Source organism: Marichromatium sp. AB31, assembly GCF_003718685.1.
GTDB classification, from domain to species: Bacteria; Pseudomonadota; Gammaproteobacteria; order Chromatiales; family Chromatiaceae; genus Marichromatium; species Marichromatium gracile.
Genome location: NZ_RHFI01000002.1, coordinates 32,338 through 50,637 on the forward strand (window position 1 = coordinate 32,338; position 18,300 = coordinate 50,637).

The 18,300-nt window shown below is 68.6% G+C and carries 16 protein-coding genes; 9 read left to right on the top strand and 7 right to left on the bottom strand.

Translation table 11 applies throughout. The features are described 5' to 3' along the window. Positions 1 to 2: 2 nt before the first annotated feature. The 6 genes from ligA to EBL84_RS02495 form a co-directional block, all read right to left on the bottom strand. Positions 3 to 2,270, bottom strand: coding sequence for an NAD-dependent DNA ligase LigA (gene ligA, locus EBL84_RS02470; protein WP_123139375.1), 2,268 nt, complete (start codon positions 2,268 to 2,270; stop codon positions 3 to 5). Continuing rightward, complete coding sequence (locus tag EBL84_RS02475; RefSeq protein ID WP_123139376.1) at positions 2,267 to 2,992, bottom strand: cell division protein ZipA C-terminal FtsZ-binding domain-containing protein; 726 nt, start codon at positions 2,990 to 2,992, stop codon at positions 2,267 to 2,269. Before EBL84_RS02475 ends, ligA begins: the two co-directional genes overlap by 4 nt. Positions 2,993 to 3,334: 342 nt before the next feature. Next, on the bottom strand, positions 3,335 to 6,826 hold the full coding sequence (gene smc, locus EBL84_RS02480) for a chromosome segregation protein SMC (RefSeq protein WP_123139377.1): 3,492 nt from the start codon (positions 6,824 to 6,826) through the stop codon (positions 3,335 to 3,337). A gap of 92 nt (positions 6,827 to 6,918) precedes the next feature. Then, positions 6,919 to 7,752 (bottom strand): penicillin-insensitive murein endopeptidase, encoded by an 834-nt coding sequence (gene mepA / locus EBL84_RS02485; protein WP_123139378.1) that lies wholly within the window; start codon positions 7,750 to 7,752, stop codon positions 6,919 to 6,921. A 43-nt stretch (positions 7,753 to 7,795) separates the two neighbouring features. Then, on the bottom strand, positions 7,796 to 9,589 hold the full coding sequence (locus EBL84_RS02490) for an SLC13 family permease (RefSeq protein ID WP_123139379.1): 1,794 nt from the start codon (positions 9,587 to 9,589) through the stop codon (positions 7,796 to 7,798). A 13-nt stretch (positions 9,590 to 9,602) separates the two neighbouring features. Further along, positions 9,603 to 10,190, bottom strand: coding sequence for a hypothetical protein (locus EBL84_RS02495; RefSeq protein WP_123139380.1), 588 nt, complete (start codon positions 10,188 to 10,190; stop codon positions 9,603 to 9,605). A gap of 84 nt (positions 10,191 to 10,274) precedes the next feature. On the opposite strand from EBL84_RS02495, the gene EBL84_RS02500 reads away from it, so the two are divergent. From EBL84_RS02500 to EBL84_RS02520, 5 genes are all read left to right on the top strand, one after another. Then, the gene (locus tag EBL84_RS02500; protein ID WP_123139381.1) at positions 10,275 to 10,952 is read left to right on the top strand and encodes a Fe2+-dependent dioxygenase; all 678 of its coding nucleotides are present in this window, start codon (positions 10,275 to 10,277) and stop codon (positions 10,950 to 10,952) included. A 207-nt stretch (positions 10,953 to 11,159) separates the two neighbouring features. Next, complete coding sequence (locus EBL84_RS02505; protein WP_005222440.1) at positions 11,160 to 11,699, top strand: glycine cleavage system protein R; 540 nt, start codon at positions 11,160 to 11,162, stop codon at positions 11,697 to 11,699. Between the two features lie 81 nt (positions 11,700 to 11,780). After that, a complete protein-coding gene (locus EBL84_RS02510; RefSeq protein WP_123139382.1) occupies positions 11,781 to 12,251 on the top strand; it encodes a peroxiredoxin in 471 nt (156 codons plus the stop codon). A 224-nt stretch (positions 12,252 to 12,475) separates the two neighbouring features. Beyond that, positions 12,476 to 13,894: a PhoH family protein gene (locus EBL84_RS02515; protein ID WP_123139383.1), complete on the top strand. Its 1,419-nt coding sequence runs from the start codon at positions 12,476 to 12,478 to the stop codon at positions 13,892 to 13,894. 72 nt (positions 13,895 to 13,966) lie between these two features. After that, positions 13,967 to 14,386, top strand: coding sequence for a DsrE family protein (locus tag EBL84_RS02520; protein ID WP_123139384.1), 420 nt, complete (start codon positions 13,967 to 13,969; stop codon positions 14,384 to 14,386). 45 nt (positions 14,387 to 14,431) lie between these two features. On the opposite strand, the gene EBL84_RS02525 is transcribed toward EBL84_RS02520, so the two are convergent. Then, positions 14,432 to 15,448: a class 1 fructose-bisphosphatase gene (locus EBL84_RS02525; RefSeq protein ID WP_123139385.1), complete on the bottom strand. Its 1,017-nt coding sequence runs from the start codon at positions 15,446 to 15,448 to the stop codon at positions 14,432 to 14,434. A gap of 203 nt (positions 15,449 to 15,651) precedes the next feature. Between EBL84_RS02525 and EBL84_RS02530 the strand changes: the two genes are divergently transcribed. The 4 genes from EBL84_RS02530 to EBL84_RS02545 are packed head-to-tail and all read left to right on the top strand — an operon-like array spanning position 15,652 to position 18,287. Then, the gene (locus tag EBL84_RS02530; RefSeq protein ID WP_123139596.1) at positions 15,652 to 16,221 is read left to right on the top strand and encodes a GspH/FimT family pseudopilin; all 570 of its coding nucleotides are present in this window, start codon (positions 15,652 to 15,654) and stop codon (positions 16,219 to 16,221) included. Between the two features lie 22 nt (positions 16,222 to 16,243). Beyond that, entirely contained in the window at positions 16,244 to 16,693 is a 450-nt protein-coding gene (locus EBL84_RS02535; RefSeq protein WP_123139386.1) for a prepilin-type N-terminal cleavage/methylation domain-containing protein, read from the top strand. Then, positions 16,690 to 17,706: a prepilin-type N-terminal cleavage/methylation domain-containing protein gene (locus EBL84_RS02540; protein ID WP_190287865.1), complete on the top strand. Its 1,017-nt coding sequence runs from the start codon at positions 16,690 to 16,692 to the stop codon at positions 17,704 to 17,706. Before EBL84_RS02535 ends, EBL84_RS02540 begins: the two co-directional genes overlap by 4 nt. Then, entirely contained in the window at positions 17,703 to 18,287 is a 585-nt protein-coding gene (locus tag EBL84_RS02545; RefSeq protein ID WP_123139388.1) for a PilX N-terminal domain-containing pilus assembly protein, read from the top strand. The genes EBL84_RS02540 and EBL84_RS02545 overlap by 4 nt, the downstream gene beginning before the upstream one ends. Positions 18,288 to 18,300: the final 13 nt, after the last annotated feature.

Sequence of the window (18,300 nt, forward strand, 5' to 3'; positions counted from 1 at the left end):
CCCTACCCAGCGCCGCCGATCAGCGCCTCGAGGCCGGCCTCGTCGAGGACCTCGACGCCGAGATCGCGGGCGCGGGCGAGCTTGGAGCCGGCGGCCTCGCCGGCGAGCAGATAGTCGGTCTTGCCCGAGAGGCTGCCGCTCACCCGCGCGCCCAGCGACTCGACCCACGCCTTGATCTCGGGCCGGGGGCGGCTCAGGGTGCCGGTGATGACCAGGGTCAGACCGGCGAGCGGTCGGGCTTCGGGCTCGACCGGGGCGTCATCGGCCTCCGCCGCGCCCTGCTCCGGCCAGTGCACGCCGACCTCGCGCAAGGCCGCGATCGCCTCGCGATTGTGCGGCTGGGCGAAGAAGGCGACGATGTGCGCCGCGACCACCGGACCGATGCCCTCGATCAGGCTCCGGGTCTCGGCGCGCAGGTCCTCGGCGCCGGCTGCGCGCAGCGCCTCGAGGGTGCCGAAGTGCTCGACCAGCGTCTCGGCGCGGGGCCGGGTCAGACCGCGTACGCCGAGCCCGAGCAGCCAATCGACCGGCGTCACCCCCGAGGTTGGATCGGCAGCATCGGCCAGGGCCGCGGCCAGGGCCGCGGCGGTCACCGGACCGATCCCGCGCACCCCGCGCCGCTGCACGAAGTCGCCCTCGCGCGCCGCCATCAGCGCGTCCAGCGAACCGAAGCCACGCGCCAGCGCGCGCGCCGTGCTCTCGCCGACCTCGCGGATGCCGAGCGCATAGACGAAGCGGGCGAGATCGGTCGAGCGGGCGCGATCGAGCGCGGCGATCAGGTTCGCCGCCGATTTCTCGCCCATGCGTTCGAGCCCGGCGAGCCGTGCCTGATCGAGCCGGAACAGATCGGCCGGTCCGTGCACCAGCTCGCGCTCGACGAGCTGATCGATCAGCTTGTCGCCCAGCCCCTCGATGTCGAGCGCGCGACGCGAGGCGAAGTGCTTGAGCGCCTCCTTGCGCTGCGCCGGGCAATAGAGCCCGCCGGAGCAGCGCGCCACCGCCTCGCCCTCGGGACGGACGACATCGGCCCCGCACACCGGGCAGTGTGCGGGCAGCGCCACCGCCTCGGCGTCCGCGGGACGACGCTCGACCAGCACCCGCACCACCTCGGGGATGACATCCCCGGCGCGCCGCACATAGACGGTGTCACCGATGCGCACGTCCTTGCGCACCACCTCGTCCATGTTGTGCAGGGTCGCGTTGGCGACCGTGACCCCGCCGACCTGGACCGGGGCGAGCCGTGCCACCGGGGTGACGGCGCCGGTGCGCCCGACCTGGAACTCGACCGCCTCGACCCGGGTGAGCGCCTCCTGGGCCGGGTATTTGAAGGCGATCGCCCAGCGCGGCGCGCGGGCGACGAAGCCGAGGGAGGCCTGATCGGCCAGCGCGTCGACCTTGAACACCACCCCGTCGATGTCATAGGGCAGCTGTTCGCGCAGCGCGCCGATGCGGCGCTGGTAGGCATCGCAGCCGTCCAGCCCGCGCACCCGTTCGAGCTGCGGCGAGAGCGGCAGTCCCCAATCGCGCAGTGCCTGCAGCATCTCATATTGGGTCGCGCACGCCGGCCCGCCCTCGACCGCGCCGAAGCCGTAGCAGACGAAGGCCAACGGTCGGGTCGCGGTGACCGCGGGGTCGAGCTGGCGGAGGCTGCCGGCGGCGGCGTTGCGCGGATTGGCGAAGGTGCGCTGATCGCTCTCGCGCATCCGCGCGTTGAGCCGGACGAAGCCTGCGGTCGGCAGCACGATCTCGCCGCGCACCTCGAGTAGGTGCGGCCAGTCGGCGCCGCGCAGCCGCAGCGGCACGCTGCGCACGGTCCGCACCTGGGCGGTGACGTCCTCGCCGCGGCGACCGTCGCCGCGGGTGGCGGCACGGCTCAGCACCCCGTCCTCATAGGTGAGATTGATCGCCAGCCCGTCGAGCTTGGGCTCGGCGACGAAGTCGACTGCCTCGCGCCCCAGCGCCCTGCCTACCCGGGTAGCGAAGGCGGCCAGCTCCTCGGTGCTCTTGGCGTTGTCGAGCGAGAGCATCGGCAACCGGTGCTCGACCTCGGCGAAGGCCGCCAGCGGCTCGGCGCCGACACGCTGGGTCGGTGAGTCGGGGCTGACCAGCTCGGGGTATTCGGCCTCGAGCGCCTGCAGCTCGCGCAACAGACGATCGTACGCGTCGTCCGGGATCTCCGGATCGTCGAGCACGTAATAGCGATAGTTGTGGTGGAGCAGTTCGGCGCGCAGCGCCTCGGCGCGGGCGCGCGCCGAATCGGGCGGGTTCAATTCAGGGTCACTCCGGCCCACAGGCGCTCGTTCTCACGCACTGCGCGGCGCATCTCTTCTTCTTTCTTGATCGACAGCGGTTTGCGGTGATCGTCGTGGACCTCGCCGTCGAGCATGGTGGCGAGCTTGCGGGCGGTGGCGATCATCTCGTCGAACACCGCCATATCCTCCGGCTCACCCTCGAGCTGGGCGAACAGCAACAGCCCGGGGGTGGAGAAGGTCTCCATCTCATCGAAAGGGAAGATACCGGGTTTGACCATGTTGGCCATGCTGAAGGCGTAACGCGGCTCGCCGTCGAGGGTATCGGTGTAGTGGAAGATCTCCATCTCGCCGGGGTGCAGGCCACAGGTCTCGGCCACGTCCATCAGCGCCTCGCCGGTGAAGGGCCGTTCGTCCGGGGCGACCACGCTCACCTGCAGCAACAAGGGCGCAGGCGGCTCGAGCGCCTGCTGGTGCGCGGCCTCGAGCGCGTCATCGAAGTCCTCGGGGGCGTCCTCTCGCGCCTCACGATGACGGGGATCGCGCGGCTCGTCACCGGCATCGAAGTCGCCGAGCGCCGGCTCGCGCTTGGCGCGGGTCGAGGCGCGCGCGGGCCCGGCGTCGTCATCGTCATCGGGACCGGCGGGGTCCTCGAGCTCGTGACCACGCTCCCAGAGATAGAGGGCAAGGATCAGGATGGCCCCCACGACCAACAGAATCAGGCGAAGCGTATCGGCGTCCATTCGGCTCTCGGTTGCTGCACGGGTGACGGGATCTCGCCCCGCGCAGAGGCGCGGGATTCCAGCGGACGGCCATGGCGCGACTCGGCCCCAGGCCCGCGTTTTCGTGCGCATGAGTATAACAATGCCGAGGCCCGGCGCTGTAGAGGGGCAGCGCCGCGCGAGCGCGATCAGTAACGGTGAACCGCAAAGACACAAAGGGCGCAAAGGATGAACAAAGTGATCAGCTACCAGCAAGCAGCCACCAGCGGGGATTGGCGCCAGTGCTGAAGCGGTAAGCATGGACTTTTCTTTGCGTCCTTCGCGCCTTGGCGGTTCAATCCCTTGGTCGCTGGTCGCTCGCTCTCACACCGCCGCCAGGCGCACCGCCTCGTCGACGTCGACGGCGACCAGGCGCGAGACGCCGGGCTCGTGCATGGTGACGCCGAGCAGGTGGTCGGCGATCTCCATGGTCACCTTGTTGTGGCTGATGAAGATGAACTGCACCCGGTCGGACATCGAGCGCACCAGCTCGCAGAAGCGCCCGACGTTGGCGTCGTCGAGCGGGGCGTCGACCTCGTCGAGCATGCAGAAGGGCGCCGGGTTCAACTCGAAGATGGCGAACACCAGGGCCACCGCGGTGAGCGCCTTCTCGCCGCCGGAGAGCAGATGGATGCTGGAGTTGCGCTTGCCCGGCGGGCGCGCCATCACGCTCACCCCGGTCTCCAGCAGGTCGTCGTCGGTCAGCTCCAGATAGGCGTGACCGCCGCCGAACAGCCGCGGGAAGATGGCCTGGAAGCCGCTGTTGACCTGCTCGTAGGTCGCCTTGAAACGGGTGCGGGTCTCGCGGTCGATCTTGCGGATCGCCTGCTCCAGGGTCTCGAGCGAGTCGGAGATGTCGGCGTGCTGGGCGTCGAGGTAGGTCTTGCGCTGCGACTGTTCCTTGAACTCGTCGATGGCGGCGAGGTTGATCGCGCCGAGTCGCTGGATGCGATTGCCGGTCTGGGTCAGGCGTTGCTGCCAGACCTCCTCGGTGGCCTCGGGGTCGAGACCCTCGAGCAGCGCCGGGGCGTTGGCGGCGGACTCGGCGAGCTGTTCCTCCAGGGTGCGCTGGCGTACCAACCGCTCCTGTCGCGCCAGGCGCAGCGCATCCAAGCCCTGATGGGCGCCGGCGAGCAGCTGTTCGAGACGCTGGCGTTCCTGTTCGAGCGCGCGCTGCTCGGCCTCGAGGGTCTCGACCCGGGCACGCGCCTCGCCCAGCCGGGCCTCGACCTCGAGGCGCAGTTCAAGCTGCTCCTCCAGCCGCTCGCGCTGCTCGGCCAGCGGCTCGACCCCCGCCTCCAGGCTGTCGAGCAGGGTCTCGCGCCGCTCGGCGAGCTGGGCGCCGCGCTCCTCGGCGCGGTCCAGGCTGTGACGGGTGGCGGTCTGCGCGGTGCGGTTGGACTCAACCCGCACCCGCAACGTCTGCGCCTGTTCGCGACAGCCTCGCTCGCGCTCGCGCCCCTCGGCGACCACCGCGCGCAGCCGCTCGCGTTCGCCGTCGAGCGACTCGCGCCGCTCGGCCAGGGCGTCGACCTCGGCGAGCAGGTCGTGCAAGCGCTCGCGCCGGTCCTCCATCTCCAGCAGCGCCTCGGCGCGCTGCTCCTCGAGCTCGGTCCGCTCCTCGGCGAGCGCCTGCAGACGGGCACGCTGGTGCTCGTCACGGGTGCGCAGCCCGGCCAGCTCGGAGCGCAGCGTGGAGAGCTCGCGCTGGTACTCGGCGAGGGTGGCGGCGCTCGCAGCACGCGCCTGCTCGGCCTCGGCGCGCGCGGCGCGACGCTGCTCGTCGTCCTCGAGCAGCGCCTGCTCGCGCGCCGCCAGATCATCGAGCCGCTGCTCGAGACCGCGGATCGCCTCGGCGCGCGCCAGCACGCCGTCGTCGTCGCTCGGCGGCGCGCACCACCAGTCGCGACCGACGCGCAGCCCCTCGCGGGTCACCCAGTACGCGCCGGCGGCAAGTCCGGCGCGATCGGCGAGCGCCTGCTCCAGGTCCTCGGCGGCCCATGCCCCGGCGAGCAGCGCGGTCAGCGGGCCGCCGCCGCGCACCCGCGCCGCCAGGGCATGGGCCGGCGCGGGCTCGGCGACTGCTGCGGTGTCGAACAACATCATCCCCGGCGGGATCGACTCGGGCCGCGCGAGCAGGCGCTGCGGCTGGGCGCAACCGAGCGCGCCGAGACGCTCGCCGAGCACGCACTCGATCGCCCGCTCCCAGCCCGGCTCGACCGTCAGCCCGTCGAGCAGACGGGGCGCGTCCTCCAGCCCGGCCTCGGCGAGCCACTGCGCGCGCGCGCCGTCGGCCTCGGCCAGCGCCGCCTCCTGCAGCGCCTGCAGGGAGGCGTGACGCCCCTTGGTCTGCTGCAGCTCGGTGCGGACCTGATCGAGTTCGGCGGCGAGCGCGCGCAGCGCCCGATCGTGCTCGGCGAGCGTCTCGGCGTGGGTGTGCTGGCGCTGCTCGAAGTCGTCGATCCGCGCCAGAGAGACCTCTTCCTGTTCCTCCAGCACCTCGATGCGCTCGTGGACGTCGGCCGAGCGCAGCCGCGAGACCTCCTCCTCGATCCGGCGCAGCCGCTCGCGATCGCGTTCGATTCGCTGCTCGATGGCATTGATCTGCGCGCGCTCGACCTGCGCCTGCTCGGCCGGCTGCGCCGCCTCGCGGTTGAAGCGGTCCCATTCCGCCTCCCACACCCGCAGTTGCTCCTCGGCGGTCATCACCGAGCCGGCAACCTCGGCGAGCGCTTGCTCGGCGCGGGCCAGCTCGGGCTCGTCGGCGGCGAGCGCCTGCTCCAGCTCGACCAGACGGGCGCGATCGCGTTCGAGATGACGCACCGCGTCGCCCTGCTCCTGGTCGAGCCGCGCCAGCTCGGACTCGGTGCGCGCGCGCGCCTGGCTGGCGAACTCGATCGCCTGCTCGGTGCGGGCGATCTCGGCGCCCACCGCGTAGAACTGCTCCTGGACCCTGTTGAAGACCTCGCCGGCCTCGGCGCGCGCAGCGCGACGCTGTTCGAGGTCGGACTCGACCCGGCGCTGCTCGGCGAGATGGCCCTCGGCGCCGGTCTCGGCCTCGGCGATGCGCCGATCGTCGGTGGCGATCTCGGTGGCCAGCGCGCGCCAGCGCAACGCCTTGAGTTCGAGCCCGAGCTGGCGTTCCTCGGCCTTGAGCCGGGTGTACTTCTCGGCGGTGGCGGCCTGGCGCTCGAGGTGTTCGAGCTGCTTGCCGACCTCCTCGCGCAGGTCGTCGAGCCGCTCCAGGTTCTCGCGGGTGTGGCGCATCCGGTTCTCGGTCTCGCGGCGGCGCTCCTTGTACTTGGAGATGCCGGCGGCCTCCTCGAGGAACAGACGCAGGTCCTCGGGGCGAGCCTCGATGATCCGCGAGATCATCCCCTGCTCGATGATGGCGTAGGAGCGCGGCCCCAGGCCGGTGCCGAGGAAGAGGTCCTGGATGTCGCGCCGACGACAGCGCGCACCGTTGAGGAAGTAGGTCGACTGGCCGTCGCGGGTGACCTGACGCTTGACCGAGATCTGCGCGAAGCGCGCGTACTCGCCGCCGGCGCGACCATCGCTGTTGTCGAACACCAGCTCGATGCTCGCCGTGCCCACCGGCTTGCGCCCGGTGCTGCCGTTGAAGATGACGTCGGCCATCGACTCGCCGCGCAGCATCTTCGCCGAGCTCTCGCCCATCACCCAGCGCACCGCGTCGATCACGTTGGACTTGCCACAGCCGTTGGGGCCGACCACCCCGACGAGGTTGCTGGGGAAGGCGACGCTGGTGGGGTCGACGAAGGACTTGAAGCCGGCGAGTTTGATCTTTTCGAGACGCATGCGAGAAACATACCGGAAGCCATGCAACGGGTACAGCGAAACGCGCCGAGCCCGCATGGCCAGCGGGCTGGCGCGTCATCGGGCGGACCGGCTCAGGGGGCGCGCAACAGCAGCGCGCAGGCCGCCGGCGGGGTCGGCTCGACGGCGCGCCCTCCGCCGCCCGGGCTACGCGCCTCGGCGCTGAACCACCAGTCGAGTTCGGCGCCACAGCCCGGCCCCGCCGGGATCGGGGACTGCGGCTCGCAGGCCGGGCTGTCCTCCGGGCAGGCCAGACGCACGTGCGTGTGGGCGTCGTGTCCCCACCACGGGCGTACCTTGCGCAGCCAGTCGCCGGCGCCACCGGTGGCGTCACAGAGCGCGCGCTTGATCGCCGGGTTGACGAACAGACGGTCGACCTCGGGGCGGCGCGCCGCCCACTCGATGAGAAAGCGCGCATCCTCGCCCCAGCGCCCGTTGACCCGATCGCCGCCGACCAGGCTCGGCGGGTCGCCCTCGTCGAGCAGCGCTCGCGCATCGGTCGGCGACGCCGCCAGGGTCAGCCACAGGTCGACGTCGAGCCCGTGCTGGTGGCTGCGATGACCGCCGGACATCCGCCCGCCGCGCGGCTGCGAGAGATCGCCGACCATCACCAGCCGCTCGTCGCGCGCCTGCTGCGCCCGGCCGAGCGCCTCGATCAGCGCGAGCAGACGCGGATGGCCGTAGTAGCGACCACGCCAACGGCGTACGTCGAGATAACCGACCCCGCTCGCGGGCAGTGCCACGGCACCGGCGAGACAGCCATTGGCCGGGGCGCCGATGACCTGCGCCGGACCGGCGCTCGGGCGCTCGACCCCGGGCCAGGGGTTGGCGACGGCGACGGCGCACCAGCCCAGGGACAGCGACAACAGCAACAGGGGACGCAACGGGCGAGAGCACAAGGGCGACATCCGGACCTCCGGGCCAGTGACGGGACGATGCCCCGAGCTTAACTCAGGGCCGGAAGGGCCACACCAACGGCGTCAGCGCGACGGTCACCACGCCCACCAGCAGGGTCAGCGGCACCCCGGCGCGGACGAAGTCGCCGAAGCGGTAGCCGCCGACGTTGAACACCATCAGGTTGGTCTGATAGCCGATCGGGGTGGCGAAGCTCGCCGAGGCGGCGATCATCAGCGTCAGCACGAAGGGCTCGAGCGCCACCCCCATGGTGCGCGCGGTCTCGACCGCGATCGGGAACACCAGCACCGCGGCGACGTTGTTGGTGGCCAGCGAGGTGAGCAGCGCGGTGGCGACGAACACCAGACCCAGCGCCGACCACGGCTGGCCGTCGGCGAGCCCGATCAGACCGCCGGCGAGCAGCGCCGCGGCGCCGGTCTTCTCCAGCGCCGCGCCGATGCCGAAGGAGGTGGCGATCACCACCAGCACCTGCCAGTCGGGCGCGCGCCGGGCGATGCGCCCGCTGGTGCAGCCGGTGAGGATCATGCTGCCGGCGGCCAGCAGCGCCGCCTCGAGCATGCTCAGCCAGCCGAACGCGACCACCACCACCATCGCCAGCACGATGGCGATGGCCAGTGGGGCGCGACCGTGCTCGAGCGGGTGCGAGTCGCCGATCTGGCTCACCAACAGGAAGTCGCGGACGTTGCGTTGGCGCTCGACGAAGTCCGGACGCGTTTCCAGCAGCAGGGTGTCGCCGGGGGCGAGGACGATGTCGCCGATCTTGCCGCGCACCCGTCGGCCGTTGCGCGAGAGCGCGATGATCACCGCGTCGTAGCGGTTGCGAAAGCGCCCGTCGCGCACGCTCAGTCCGATCAGCGGCGACTTGTCGGAGAGTACCGCCTCGACGAAGCAGCGCCCGGGGCGTGGCAGGTCGAGCTTGAACACCTGGTCGGTGGCGGGGATCAGCCCGCGGGTGCGCTGCAGCTCCATCATCGAGTCGATCACCCCGACGAACACCAGCCGATCGCCGGCCTGGAGCACCGCCTGCGGGGAGACGGCGGGCAACACCTGGGCGCCGCGCTCGATCTCGACCAGGAACAGCCCCGGGAGCTGACGCAGCCCGGCGGCCTCGATCGAGCGCCCGACCAGCGCACTGCCCGGCTCGACCAGCATCTCGGCGACGTACTCGCGCAGGTCGCCGTAGCCGGCCGCCGGGGGCTGGCGGCGCGGCAGCAGCCAGTCGCCGGCGAGCAGCAGGAAGCCGAGGGTGACCAGGGTCACCGGCAGACCGATCCACAACGGCTCGAACAACCCCAGCCCGGCGCCGCCCTGGTGCTCGATATAGAGCCCGTTGACCACCAGATTGGTACTGGTGCCGATCAGGGTGCAGGTCCCACCGACGATCCCGGCATAGGACAGCGGGATCAGCAACCGCGACAGCTCCAGACGATGACGTCTGGCCCAGTCCTGCACCGCGGGGATGAAGATCGCCACCACCGGGGTGTTGTTGAGCAGCGCACTGAGCGCTGCCACCGGCGCCATCAGCCGCACCCGCGCCGCGCGCGGTCCGCGCGGGCGGCCGAGCAGGCGCGGGCCGAGCCAGCCGATGGCGCCGGTCTCGGCCAGCCCGCTGACCACCACGTAGAGCACCCCGACGGTGAGCATGCCGGGGTTGGCGAAACCGGCCAGGGCCTCCTCGGCGGTGAGCACCCCGCTGACCAGCAGCAGGGTCAGCGCGCCACTGGTGACGATGTCGGGGGCGACCCGGGTGAAGGCGAACAACACGAAGCAGCAGGCCACCATCGCCAGACTGAACCAGCCCTGCCAGTCGAGTTGCGTCAACGCCTCCATGCCCGCCTCGCGCTCAGTCGGCGCGCCCCCGCTGCAGCGCCTCATAGCGTGCCTTGAAGGCCGCCTCGCGCAGCCGCGCCGCCTCCGCCTCGGCGCCGCACAGCGGACCGTCGCGCCAGGCGCCGCTGGCGTGGTCGAACACCGAGAAGCGATAGCCGCGACCGACCTTGAACACCGCCGTGACCTCCTCGCCGGCGCGTGCCAGCGCCGCGAGCTTGTCGAGCCCGAGCGCCGGGGTGGCGATCTCGACATCGACGACGGGCGCGGCATCAGGCGCGACGACGAGATTGAAACGATGGTCGTGGATCTCGCCATCGACGGCGAGCGCCACGGATTCGAGTTCGGGCAGGCGATCGAGCAGATAGCCGGCCATCAGCAGCCCGAGCCGGGTGTTGCCGTCCTCGATCGCGGTGAGCAGCTTGTCGGCGACGATCCGGCAGCGCTGCTCGCGATCCGGGTGCTCGACCCAGGTGCGTCCGAGCTGCCAGCCACGGTCCATGTCGCGATCGAGTTGGGCGAAGAACGCCGCCGCCTGTTCGAGCAGCGCCTCGGGCACCTCGAGTCGATGGGTCCGGTCATCGATGCTGACCTGCAGGATCATGTCGCCGCCTCCCTCGTGTCTCGACCAATCCGATCGCCCCGGGCGCGGGGCGACCATCACCGAGATCCCGACCAAGGAGATCCCATGTTGCAGATCATCCCCCAGCTACTCGGCCCGGCTCAACTCGACAAGGTCCACGCCACGCTGGCCGAACTGCCGGCGGTCGCGGGCACCCGCAGCGCCGGGCGCAGCGCGGCACGGGTCAAGCACAACCAGGAGCTGCAACCCGACCCCGAGCGGATGCAGCGACTCGCGCGCATCATCATGTCGGCGCTCGGCCATCACCCGGTGTTCCGCGCCGCCGCCCTGCCCGAGCGGGTCGCCGACCCGATCTTCGCCCGCTACCGCCCGGGGATGCACTACGGCGAGCACGTCGACGAGCCGATCATGGGTGGGGCCGGGGGACGGATGCGCAGCGACCTGGCGCTGACCCTGTGGCTCAGCCCGGCGGACGACTACGACGGCGGCGAACTGGTGATCCGGACCAGCTTCGGCGAGCAGCGGGTGCGGGGCGAGGCCGGCGACGCGGTGCTCTACCCCGCCTCCAGCCTCCACCAGGTCGCCCCGGTGACCCGGGGCGAGCGGCTGGTGGCGGTGACCTGGATCCAGAGCCTGGTGCGCGACCCGGCCCGCCGCGAGCTGCTCTACGAACTCGGCCAGGCCCGCGAGACCCTGCTCGAGCGCGCCCCCGACGACCCCGCCGCCCAGCGGGTCGACCGCAGCTATGTCAACCTGCTGCGGATGTGGGCCGAGCCGGGGTGAGGGGGATTCGAGCCATCAGCCGCCAGCCGCCAGCCGCCAGCCGCCAGCCAAAGTAGCCGACCCTGCCTCACTGCGGCTGATCGCTGATAGCTGGCGGCTGGTAGCTGGCGGCTGTTAGCTGGCGGCCGAAAGCCGCCGATAGGGGTGCGCAGACACGCCATGCTACACTCAGCGTTGTCTCCTCAACCCTCCACCTTCGGCAAGGACATGACCAGGCAGAAGACCTACCTCGTGATCTCGGCGCTCGGCGAAGACCACCCCGGTATCGTCGATCAGATCTCCCGGACCGTGCTCGAGCACGGCTGCAATATCGAGGACAGCCGGATGAGCGTCCTGGGTGGCGAGTTCGCCGCCATGCTGCTGGTCGAAGGAAAATGGAACACCCTCGCCAAGATCGAGAACGCGCTGCCCGAGCTCGAGCGCCAGCTCGGCATGACCATCGTCTCCAAGCGCACTGGCCAGCGTAACGCCGGGGCCAACCTGCTGCCCTATGCGGTCGACGTGGTGTCGATGGATCATCCGGGGATCGTCAACAACCTCGCCGCCTTCTTCGCCGAGCGCCGGATCAACATCGAGGACATGGCCACCAGCACCTATGCCGCGGCCCATACCGGCACCCCGATGTTCTCGGTGCATATCGCCGTGGGCATCCCCGCCGACATCCATATCGCCGGACTGCGCGACGAGTTCATGGACTACTGCGACGGACTCAACCTCGACGCGGTGCTCGAGCCGCTCAAGAGCTGAGTCGACGGCGATGCCCGCTTCCAATCCGGCGACGGCGACCGCACATCGGCGGATGAGCCATCGCTACAGGGAGCAAGACGCATGAGCATTGCCATCGGTGACCCGGTCCCCGACCTCGAGCTGACCGCCACCGGCGACCAGCGGATCCGGCTGACCGACTATCGTGGCCGCAACCTGGTGCTCTACTTCTACCCCAGGGCAAGTACCCCGGGCTGCACCCAGGAGGGGCTGGACTTCGCCGCCGCCCACGCCGACTTCGGCGCCGCCGACACCCTCATCCTCGGCGTCTCGCGCGACGGGCTGCGCGCGCAGCAGAACTTCAAGACCAAGCAATCCTTCCCCTTCGAGCTGATCGCCGACACCGACGAGCAGCTCTGCCGCGCCTTCGACGTGATCAAGCTCAAGACGCTCTATGGTCGCGAGAGCCTCGGTATCGAACGCAGCACCTTCCTCATCGACGCCACCGGCACCCTGGTGCGGGAGTGGCGCAAGGTGAAGGTCAAGGGGCACGTCGACGAGGTGCTTGAAGCGGCCAGGGGCCTGGCCCAGTAGCAGGCGGAGAGGGCGCGCCATCGCATCATGTCCCGCCACGCCCGCCGCAGGCCCCTCGCCTCCCCCCATCCTCACCCCGCCGGACGGACCTCCAGGGTACCGCCGGGTACGACCCCGACCGGTCGCGCCCGCCCCCCGAGGCCCGGCGCGCGGGCGTCCGCAACGGCGCGACCGACGCAACCCTGCGCGCCAGGCCACGCCCCAACCGCTCCCTGCAGACCGTCATGATCAAACGCGAAAACGACACTACCTGTCTGTTCGTCCTCGATACCAACGTGTTGATGCACGACCCGAGCGCACTGTTCCGCTTCCAGGAGCACGATCTCTTCCTGCCGATGGTGGTGCTCGAGGAACTCGACCGCGGCAAGAAGGGCATGTCCGAGGTCGCGCGCAACGTGCGCCAGGTCAGCCGCTTCCTCGACCAGCTGATGGGCGGGGCGGACAAGGCCGAGATCGACGCCGGACTAGCGCTCGGCCCGCTCGCCGGCAACGGCGGCGGGCTCGAGGCGGCCAGTGGCCGGCTCTATTTCCAGACCACGGCCTTCAAACTCGACCTGCCCGAGGCGCTCCCCGGCACCGTCGCCGACAACCAGATCCTCGGCATCGCCCAGGTGCTCAGCCGCGAGCGCCCGGACCGCCAGGTGATCGTGGTCTCCAAGGACATCAACCTGCGTATCAAGGCGGCGGTCCTCGGCATCGTCGCCGAGGACTACAGCAACGACCGCGTGCTCGACGACGCCGAGCTGCTCTACAGCGGTCACGACGAGCTGCCCGCCGACTTCTGGGAGCGACACCAGAAGGCGGTCGACGCCTGGCAGGAGGATGGCCACACCTTCTACCGCGTCTCCGGCCCCGACATCGCCGACTGGTACCCGGCGCAGTGTCTCTCGCTCGATCAGGACGACGGCTTCGAGGCGATCGTGCGCGACAAACCCGCCGAGACCGAGGCGGTGATCGAGCTGGTCGAGGACCATCGGGTGACGCGTCACAACGTCTGGGGCATCACCGCACGCAACCGCGAGCAGAACTTCGCGCTCAACATGCTGATGGATCCCGAGCTCGACTTCGTCACCCTGCTCGGCACCGCCGGCACCGGCAAGACGCTGCTGGCGCTCGCCGCCGGGCTGGCGCAGGTGCTCGACCAGAACCGCTATCGCGAGATCATCATGACCCGGGTGACGGTCCCGGTGGGCGAGGACATCGGCTTCCTGCCCGGCACCGAGGAGGAGAAGATGACGCCCTGGATGGGCGCGCTGATGGACAACCTGGAGGTGCTCACCCGCCCCGAGGGCGGCGGCGACTGGGGGCGCGAGGCGACCAACGACCTGCTGCGCAACCGCATCCGCATCAGCTCGCTGAACTTCATGCGCGGGCGCACCTTCCTCGACAAGTACATCATCCTCGACGAGGCGCAGAACCTCACCGCCAAGCAGATGAAGACCCTGATCACCCGCGCCGGCCCCGGCACCAAGGTGGTCTGTCTCGGCAACATCGGTCAGATCGACACCCCCTACTTGACCGAGACCACCTCGGGCCTGACCTATGTGGTGGACCGCTTCAAGCACTGGGAGCACGGCGGGCACATCACCCTGATGCGCGGCGAGCGCTCGCGTCTGGCCGACTTCGCCTCGCAGACACTGTGACCCCTGCCGGCGGACCCCAGGGTCCGCCCCTCCCGGTGCACAACCGACACCCCGCACCGGGAGGAGCCAACCATGCACGCCCGCGCCACCCTCGCGCTGCTGTCCGCGCTCATCGCCCCCGCCGCACTCGCCGAGCAACCCCCGCTCGACGTCGTTTATCACGTCTCCGAGACCGCCAAGGTCGCCTTCGTGCTCAACAACATCCAGAACCACATCGACGGCGCCGGCGGGCCCGAGCGGCTCAACGTGGTGCTGGTCGCCCACGGCCCGGCGATCCGCGCGCTCGACCAGATCGAGACCACCGACCGCATCCGCGACGCCACCGAGAGGCTGCGCGCGCAGGGCGTCGCCCTGGAGATCTGCGGCAACACCCTCAAGGGCTACGGCTATGCGCTGGAGGACCTGGTGCCCGGCTTCAGCATCGTCGAACAGGGCGGGGTGACCCGGATCGCCGAGCTGCAGTCGCGCGGCTATGTCTATCTGCGACCCTGAACGACGACGGCCCCCGCCCGATCGGGCGAGGGCCGTCGTCAGCTATCAGCTCTCGCGATGGTAGCCCTGGATACGCTCGATCTCGTTGCGCGAGCCGAGGATCACCGGCACGCGCTGGTGCAGCGCCTCGGGCTGTAGCGACATGATCCGTTCGCGCCCGGTGATCGCCGCGCCGCCGGCCTGCTCGACGATGAACGACATCGGGTTGGCCTCGTAGAGCAGACGCAGCTTGCCGCCCTGCCCCTTGGCGCGGATCTTCTCGTCCATCGGGTACATGAACACCCCGCCACGGGTGAGGATGCGGTGCACCTCGGCGACCATCGAGGCGATCCAGCGCATGTTGAAGTCCTCGCCGCGCTCACCCTCGCGCCCGGCCAGGCACTCGTCGACATAGCGCCGCACCGGCGGCTCCCAGAAGCGCATGTTGGATGCGTTGATGGCGAACTCGCGGGTATCGGCGGGGATCATCATCCCCGGGTGGGTGAGGATGAACTCGCCGATGTTCTGGTCGAGGGTGAAGCCGTTGACGCCGTTGCCGGTGGTCAACACCATCATCGTCGACGGGCCGTAGAGCGCGTAACCGGCGGCGACCTGCTCGGTGCCGGGCTGGAGGAAGTCCTGCTCGGTCGGTTCGGCGGTGTCGTCCGGGCGACGCAGGATCGAGAAGATGGTACCGACCGAGACGTTGACGTCGATGTTCGAGGAGCCGTCGAGCGGGTCGAAGGTCAGCAGATACTTGCCACGCGGATAGCGTGCCGGGATCGGGTAGATCGCCTCCATCTCCTCCGAGGCCATCGCCGCGAGGTGACCGGCCCACTCGTTCGACTTGAGGAAGACGTCGTTGGAGAGCACGTCGAGCTTCTTCTGCGTCTCGCCCTGCACGTTCTCCTGCCCGGCGCTGCCCAGCACACCGACCAGGGCGCCGTGGTTGACCATGTTGCTGATCACCTTGCAGGCGGTGACCACATCGTTGAGCAGCCCGCTGAAATCGCCCGTGGCCCCGGCGACGTGACGCTGCTCCTCGATGATGTACTGGGTGATGGTGGTGCGGTTGTTATGCATGACTCGTCCTCGTCTCCGCGTACATAAGTGTTATCGAATGGACGGCCAGTATAAGGGGTTCATCGTACCCCCAGAACCCCTACCCTTCCTGGGGTTTAGGCTTCAACTGTGGAGCATGCCCGATCGGCACCACGACCCTTGCACTAGACTAGTGTCGTGGTCAGTCGCCAACGATCGAACCGACAGCGGTCAGCCCAGGGCTTATGAAAGCACTCCCACCACCTCGAGACACCAGCCGTCAACAAGGTGTCACCTTGCTGGAGCTGATCGTGACCATCAGCATTCTCACCATCATCCTCAGCGTCGCGATACCCAGCTTCCGCGAGATCATTGCAACCAACCGTATCGCAGTGATCAACAACGACCTCCTGGAGGCGCTCCATGTCGCGCGTTCCGAGGCGATCAAGCGCGGCACACGCGTCACCGTTTGCAAATCGACCACCACATCGAGCAGCTCACCCGCTTGCGCTACCGGCGACTCCGGCTGGGAAAGCGGCTGGATCATCTTCTCCGACCGAGGCACGAGAGGTCAGATCGACGGCAACGATCAGACCATCATCGTACACGAACAAAACATCCCAGCCGTCACCATCACCACTGGGAACTCCTTCAAGGACTTCATCAGCTATCTCCCCTCCGGTTTTTCCCAGGGCAGCAGCGGCCTATCCAGCGGCACCTTCAGCGTCAACCTGCAAGACAAGGCACGCCACCTCATCATCAGTGCCAGCGGCAGGATCAGGACCTGCAGCGAAACGAATAAGGACGATTGCTGAAACCACTGGCGAAGACTTAGTCATGAACAAACTGTCGCCTATCAATTTAAAAAGATCGTCCTCCGGGGCAACTCTGATCGAGGTGCTCGTCGCCGTCGTCATCCTCTCGATCGGACTGCTCGGCATCTCCGGACTGCAGATGCGCGCACTGATGAACAATCAGAGCGCGATCAACAGAAACGCAGCCATCGTTCACGCTTACTCGATTTCCGAGGCAATGCGTGCGATCCCGGCCCGCGCCGCCGCTGGTGATTTCGACATCGGTCTTACCGAGGACAAACCGACAGGCACGTCTTTCCCGGAGGTCACATTGGCGAATTGGCGTGACCAGATTTACTCGACGCTCGGGGAAGATGCAACTGGCAGCGTCTCGTGCACCGGCAACAGTTGTACCATCATTGTGCAATGGGATGACTCTCGCGGCACGTCCGGCAGCGATCAGCAGCAATTCACCATCGAGTTATTACTGTGAAAGAGCCGCTTACTCCACTCCGATCGAGCAAGGGCTTCACCCTGGTCGAACTCATGATCGCCATGCTGCTCGGCCTGGTGGTCACCGGCGGCACGATCAGCGCGCTCATCGCCAACCGTCAGAGTCAACGAACGATCGAGGCGCTCGCGGAGACGATCGAGAACCAACGCACGGCCTTCGAGCTGTTGAGCCGGGACATCCGTCAGGCGGGCAGTACTGGCTGTGGCAACGAGCGGATTTCCAGCGTACTCAACACCTCCCCGGAGTGGTGGGCAACATGGCGTCCAATCCAGGGATATCAGGGTGACGAGGCCGCATCAGCGATCGACTTTTCATCGAGCAACGGCGGACGCGTCAATGGCACCGATGCATTACAGTTGCAGTCGATCCGCGACAACGGCTTTGCCGTCTCCACACACGACGTCGACAATGCCCGGATCACGATCGACCCGGCATCCACGGACATCGACGCTGGCGAGATCCTGATCGTCTGCGACAACGACCACGCGACACTCTTCCAAGCGAACACCTACAACCAATCATCCGGGATCATCGGCTACAGCGATACGGGCGGGACCCCCGGCAACTGCACCACGGGTCTTGACCATCCCCACGCATGCAAGCCGGCAGCGGCCAAGAACCACCAGTTTCCAAAGAACGCCTCTGTCTCCAGGCTCAATGCCACCTTCTGGTATATCGGCAACAATGGACGAGCGACTGAAGGCGGCCGAGGCCTGTATCGCGCAATGCTTGAGGTCGGAAGCTCAGGAACCCCGACATCATCCGCCACCGAGATCATCCCCGGCGTCACCGACATGCAGTTGCGCTACCGCCTCTCCGGCAGCGATCAGTTCGTCGACACGACGACGAACTGGAATGAGGTCAACGCAGTCGAGATCACCCTGACATTCGCCAGTACCGCACAGAACATCTCTGTCGACGCAAGCGCAACGGATGGCCGGATCATCAGACAGCAAACCTATCTGGTCTCATTGAGAAATCGCGCACAATGAACACGATCAAGCAGCCGATTTCGGGCACGCCATCCTCGCAGCGCGGCGCGGCGCTCGCCATCTCCATGATCCTGCTCATGGTCGCCACCCTGATCGGCCTCTCCGGAATCAAACAGGCAAGGGTCCAGGAGAAGATGAGCGCCAACACCTACGACCGCTCGCTCGCCATGCAGATGAGCGAGGCCGCGCTACGTGCAGCCCAGAGCGCGATCGCCGAGGACTGGGAGATCAGCGCACTCGGTGGAATCGACTGCTCTCCGACCAGTGCCAATAACTGCTCCCCTGTTCCACCAGAAACCTTCCAGAGCGACGGCACCAACTGGATCACCGTCGACACCGAATACCGAATCAACGATGGCATGGTCATCGGTGCACCACAATACCAGATCCACTATCTCGGCAAAGCCCCCAGTACGACCTCACTCAACTCCGGCAACAGTGCCAACAACATGCAGTATGGCGGCAGCGGCAGCGGCGGCGAGGTCGCTTACTATCGCGTCATCGCGCGAAGCGCAAGCCCGACAGCGGTACAGGATCGCGCACTCGTCGTCCTCTCCGGCATCTTCGAAAGGAACCTCTGAACTCGCGGGGCAA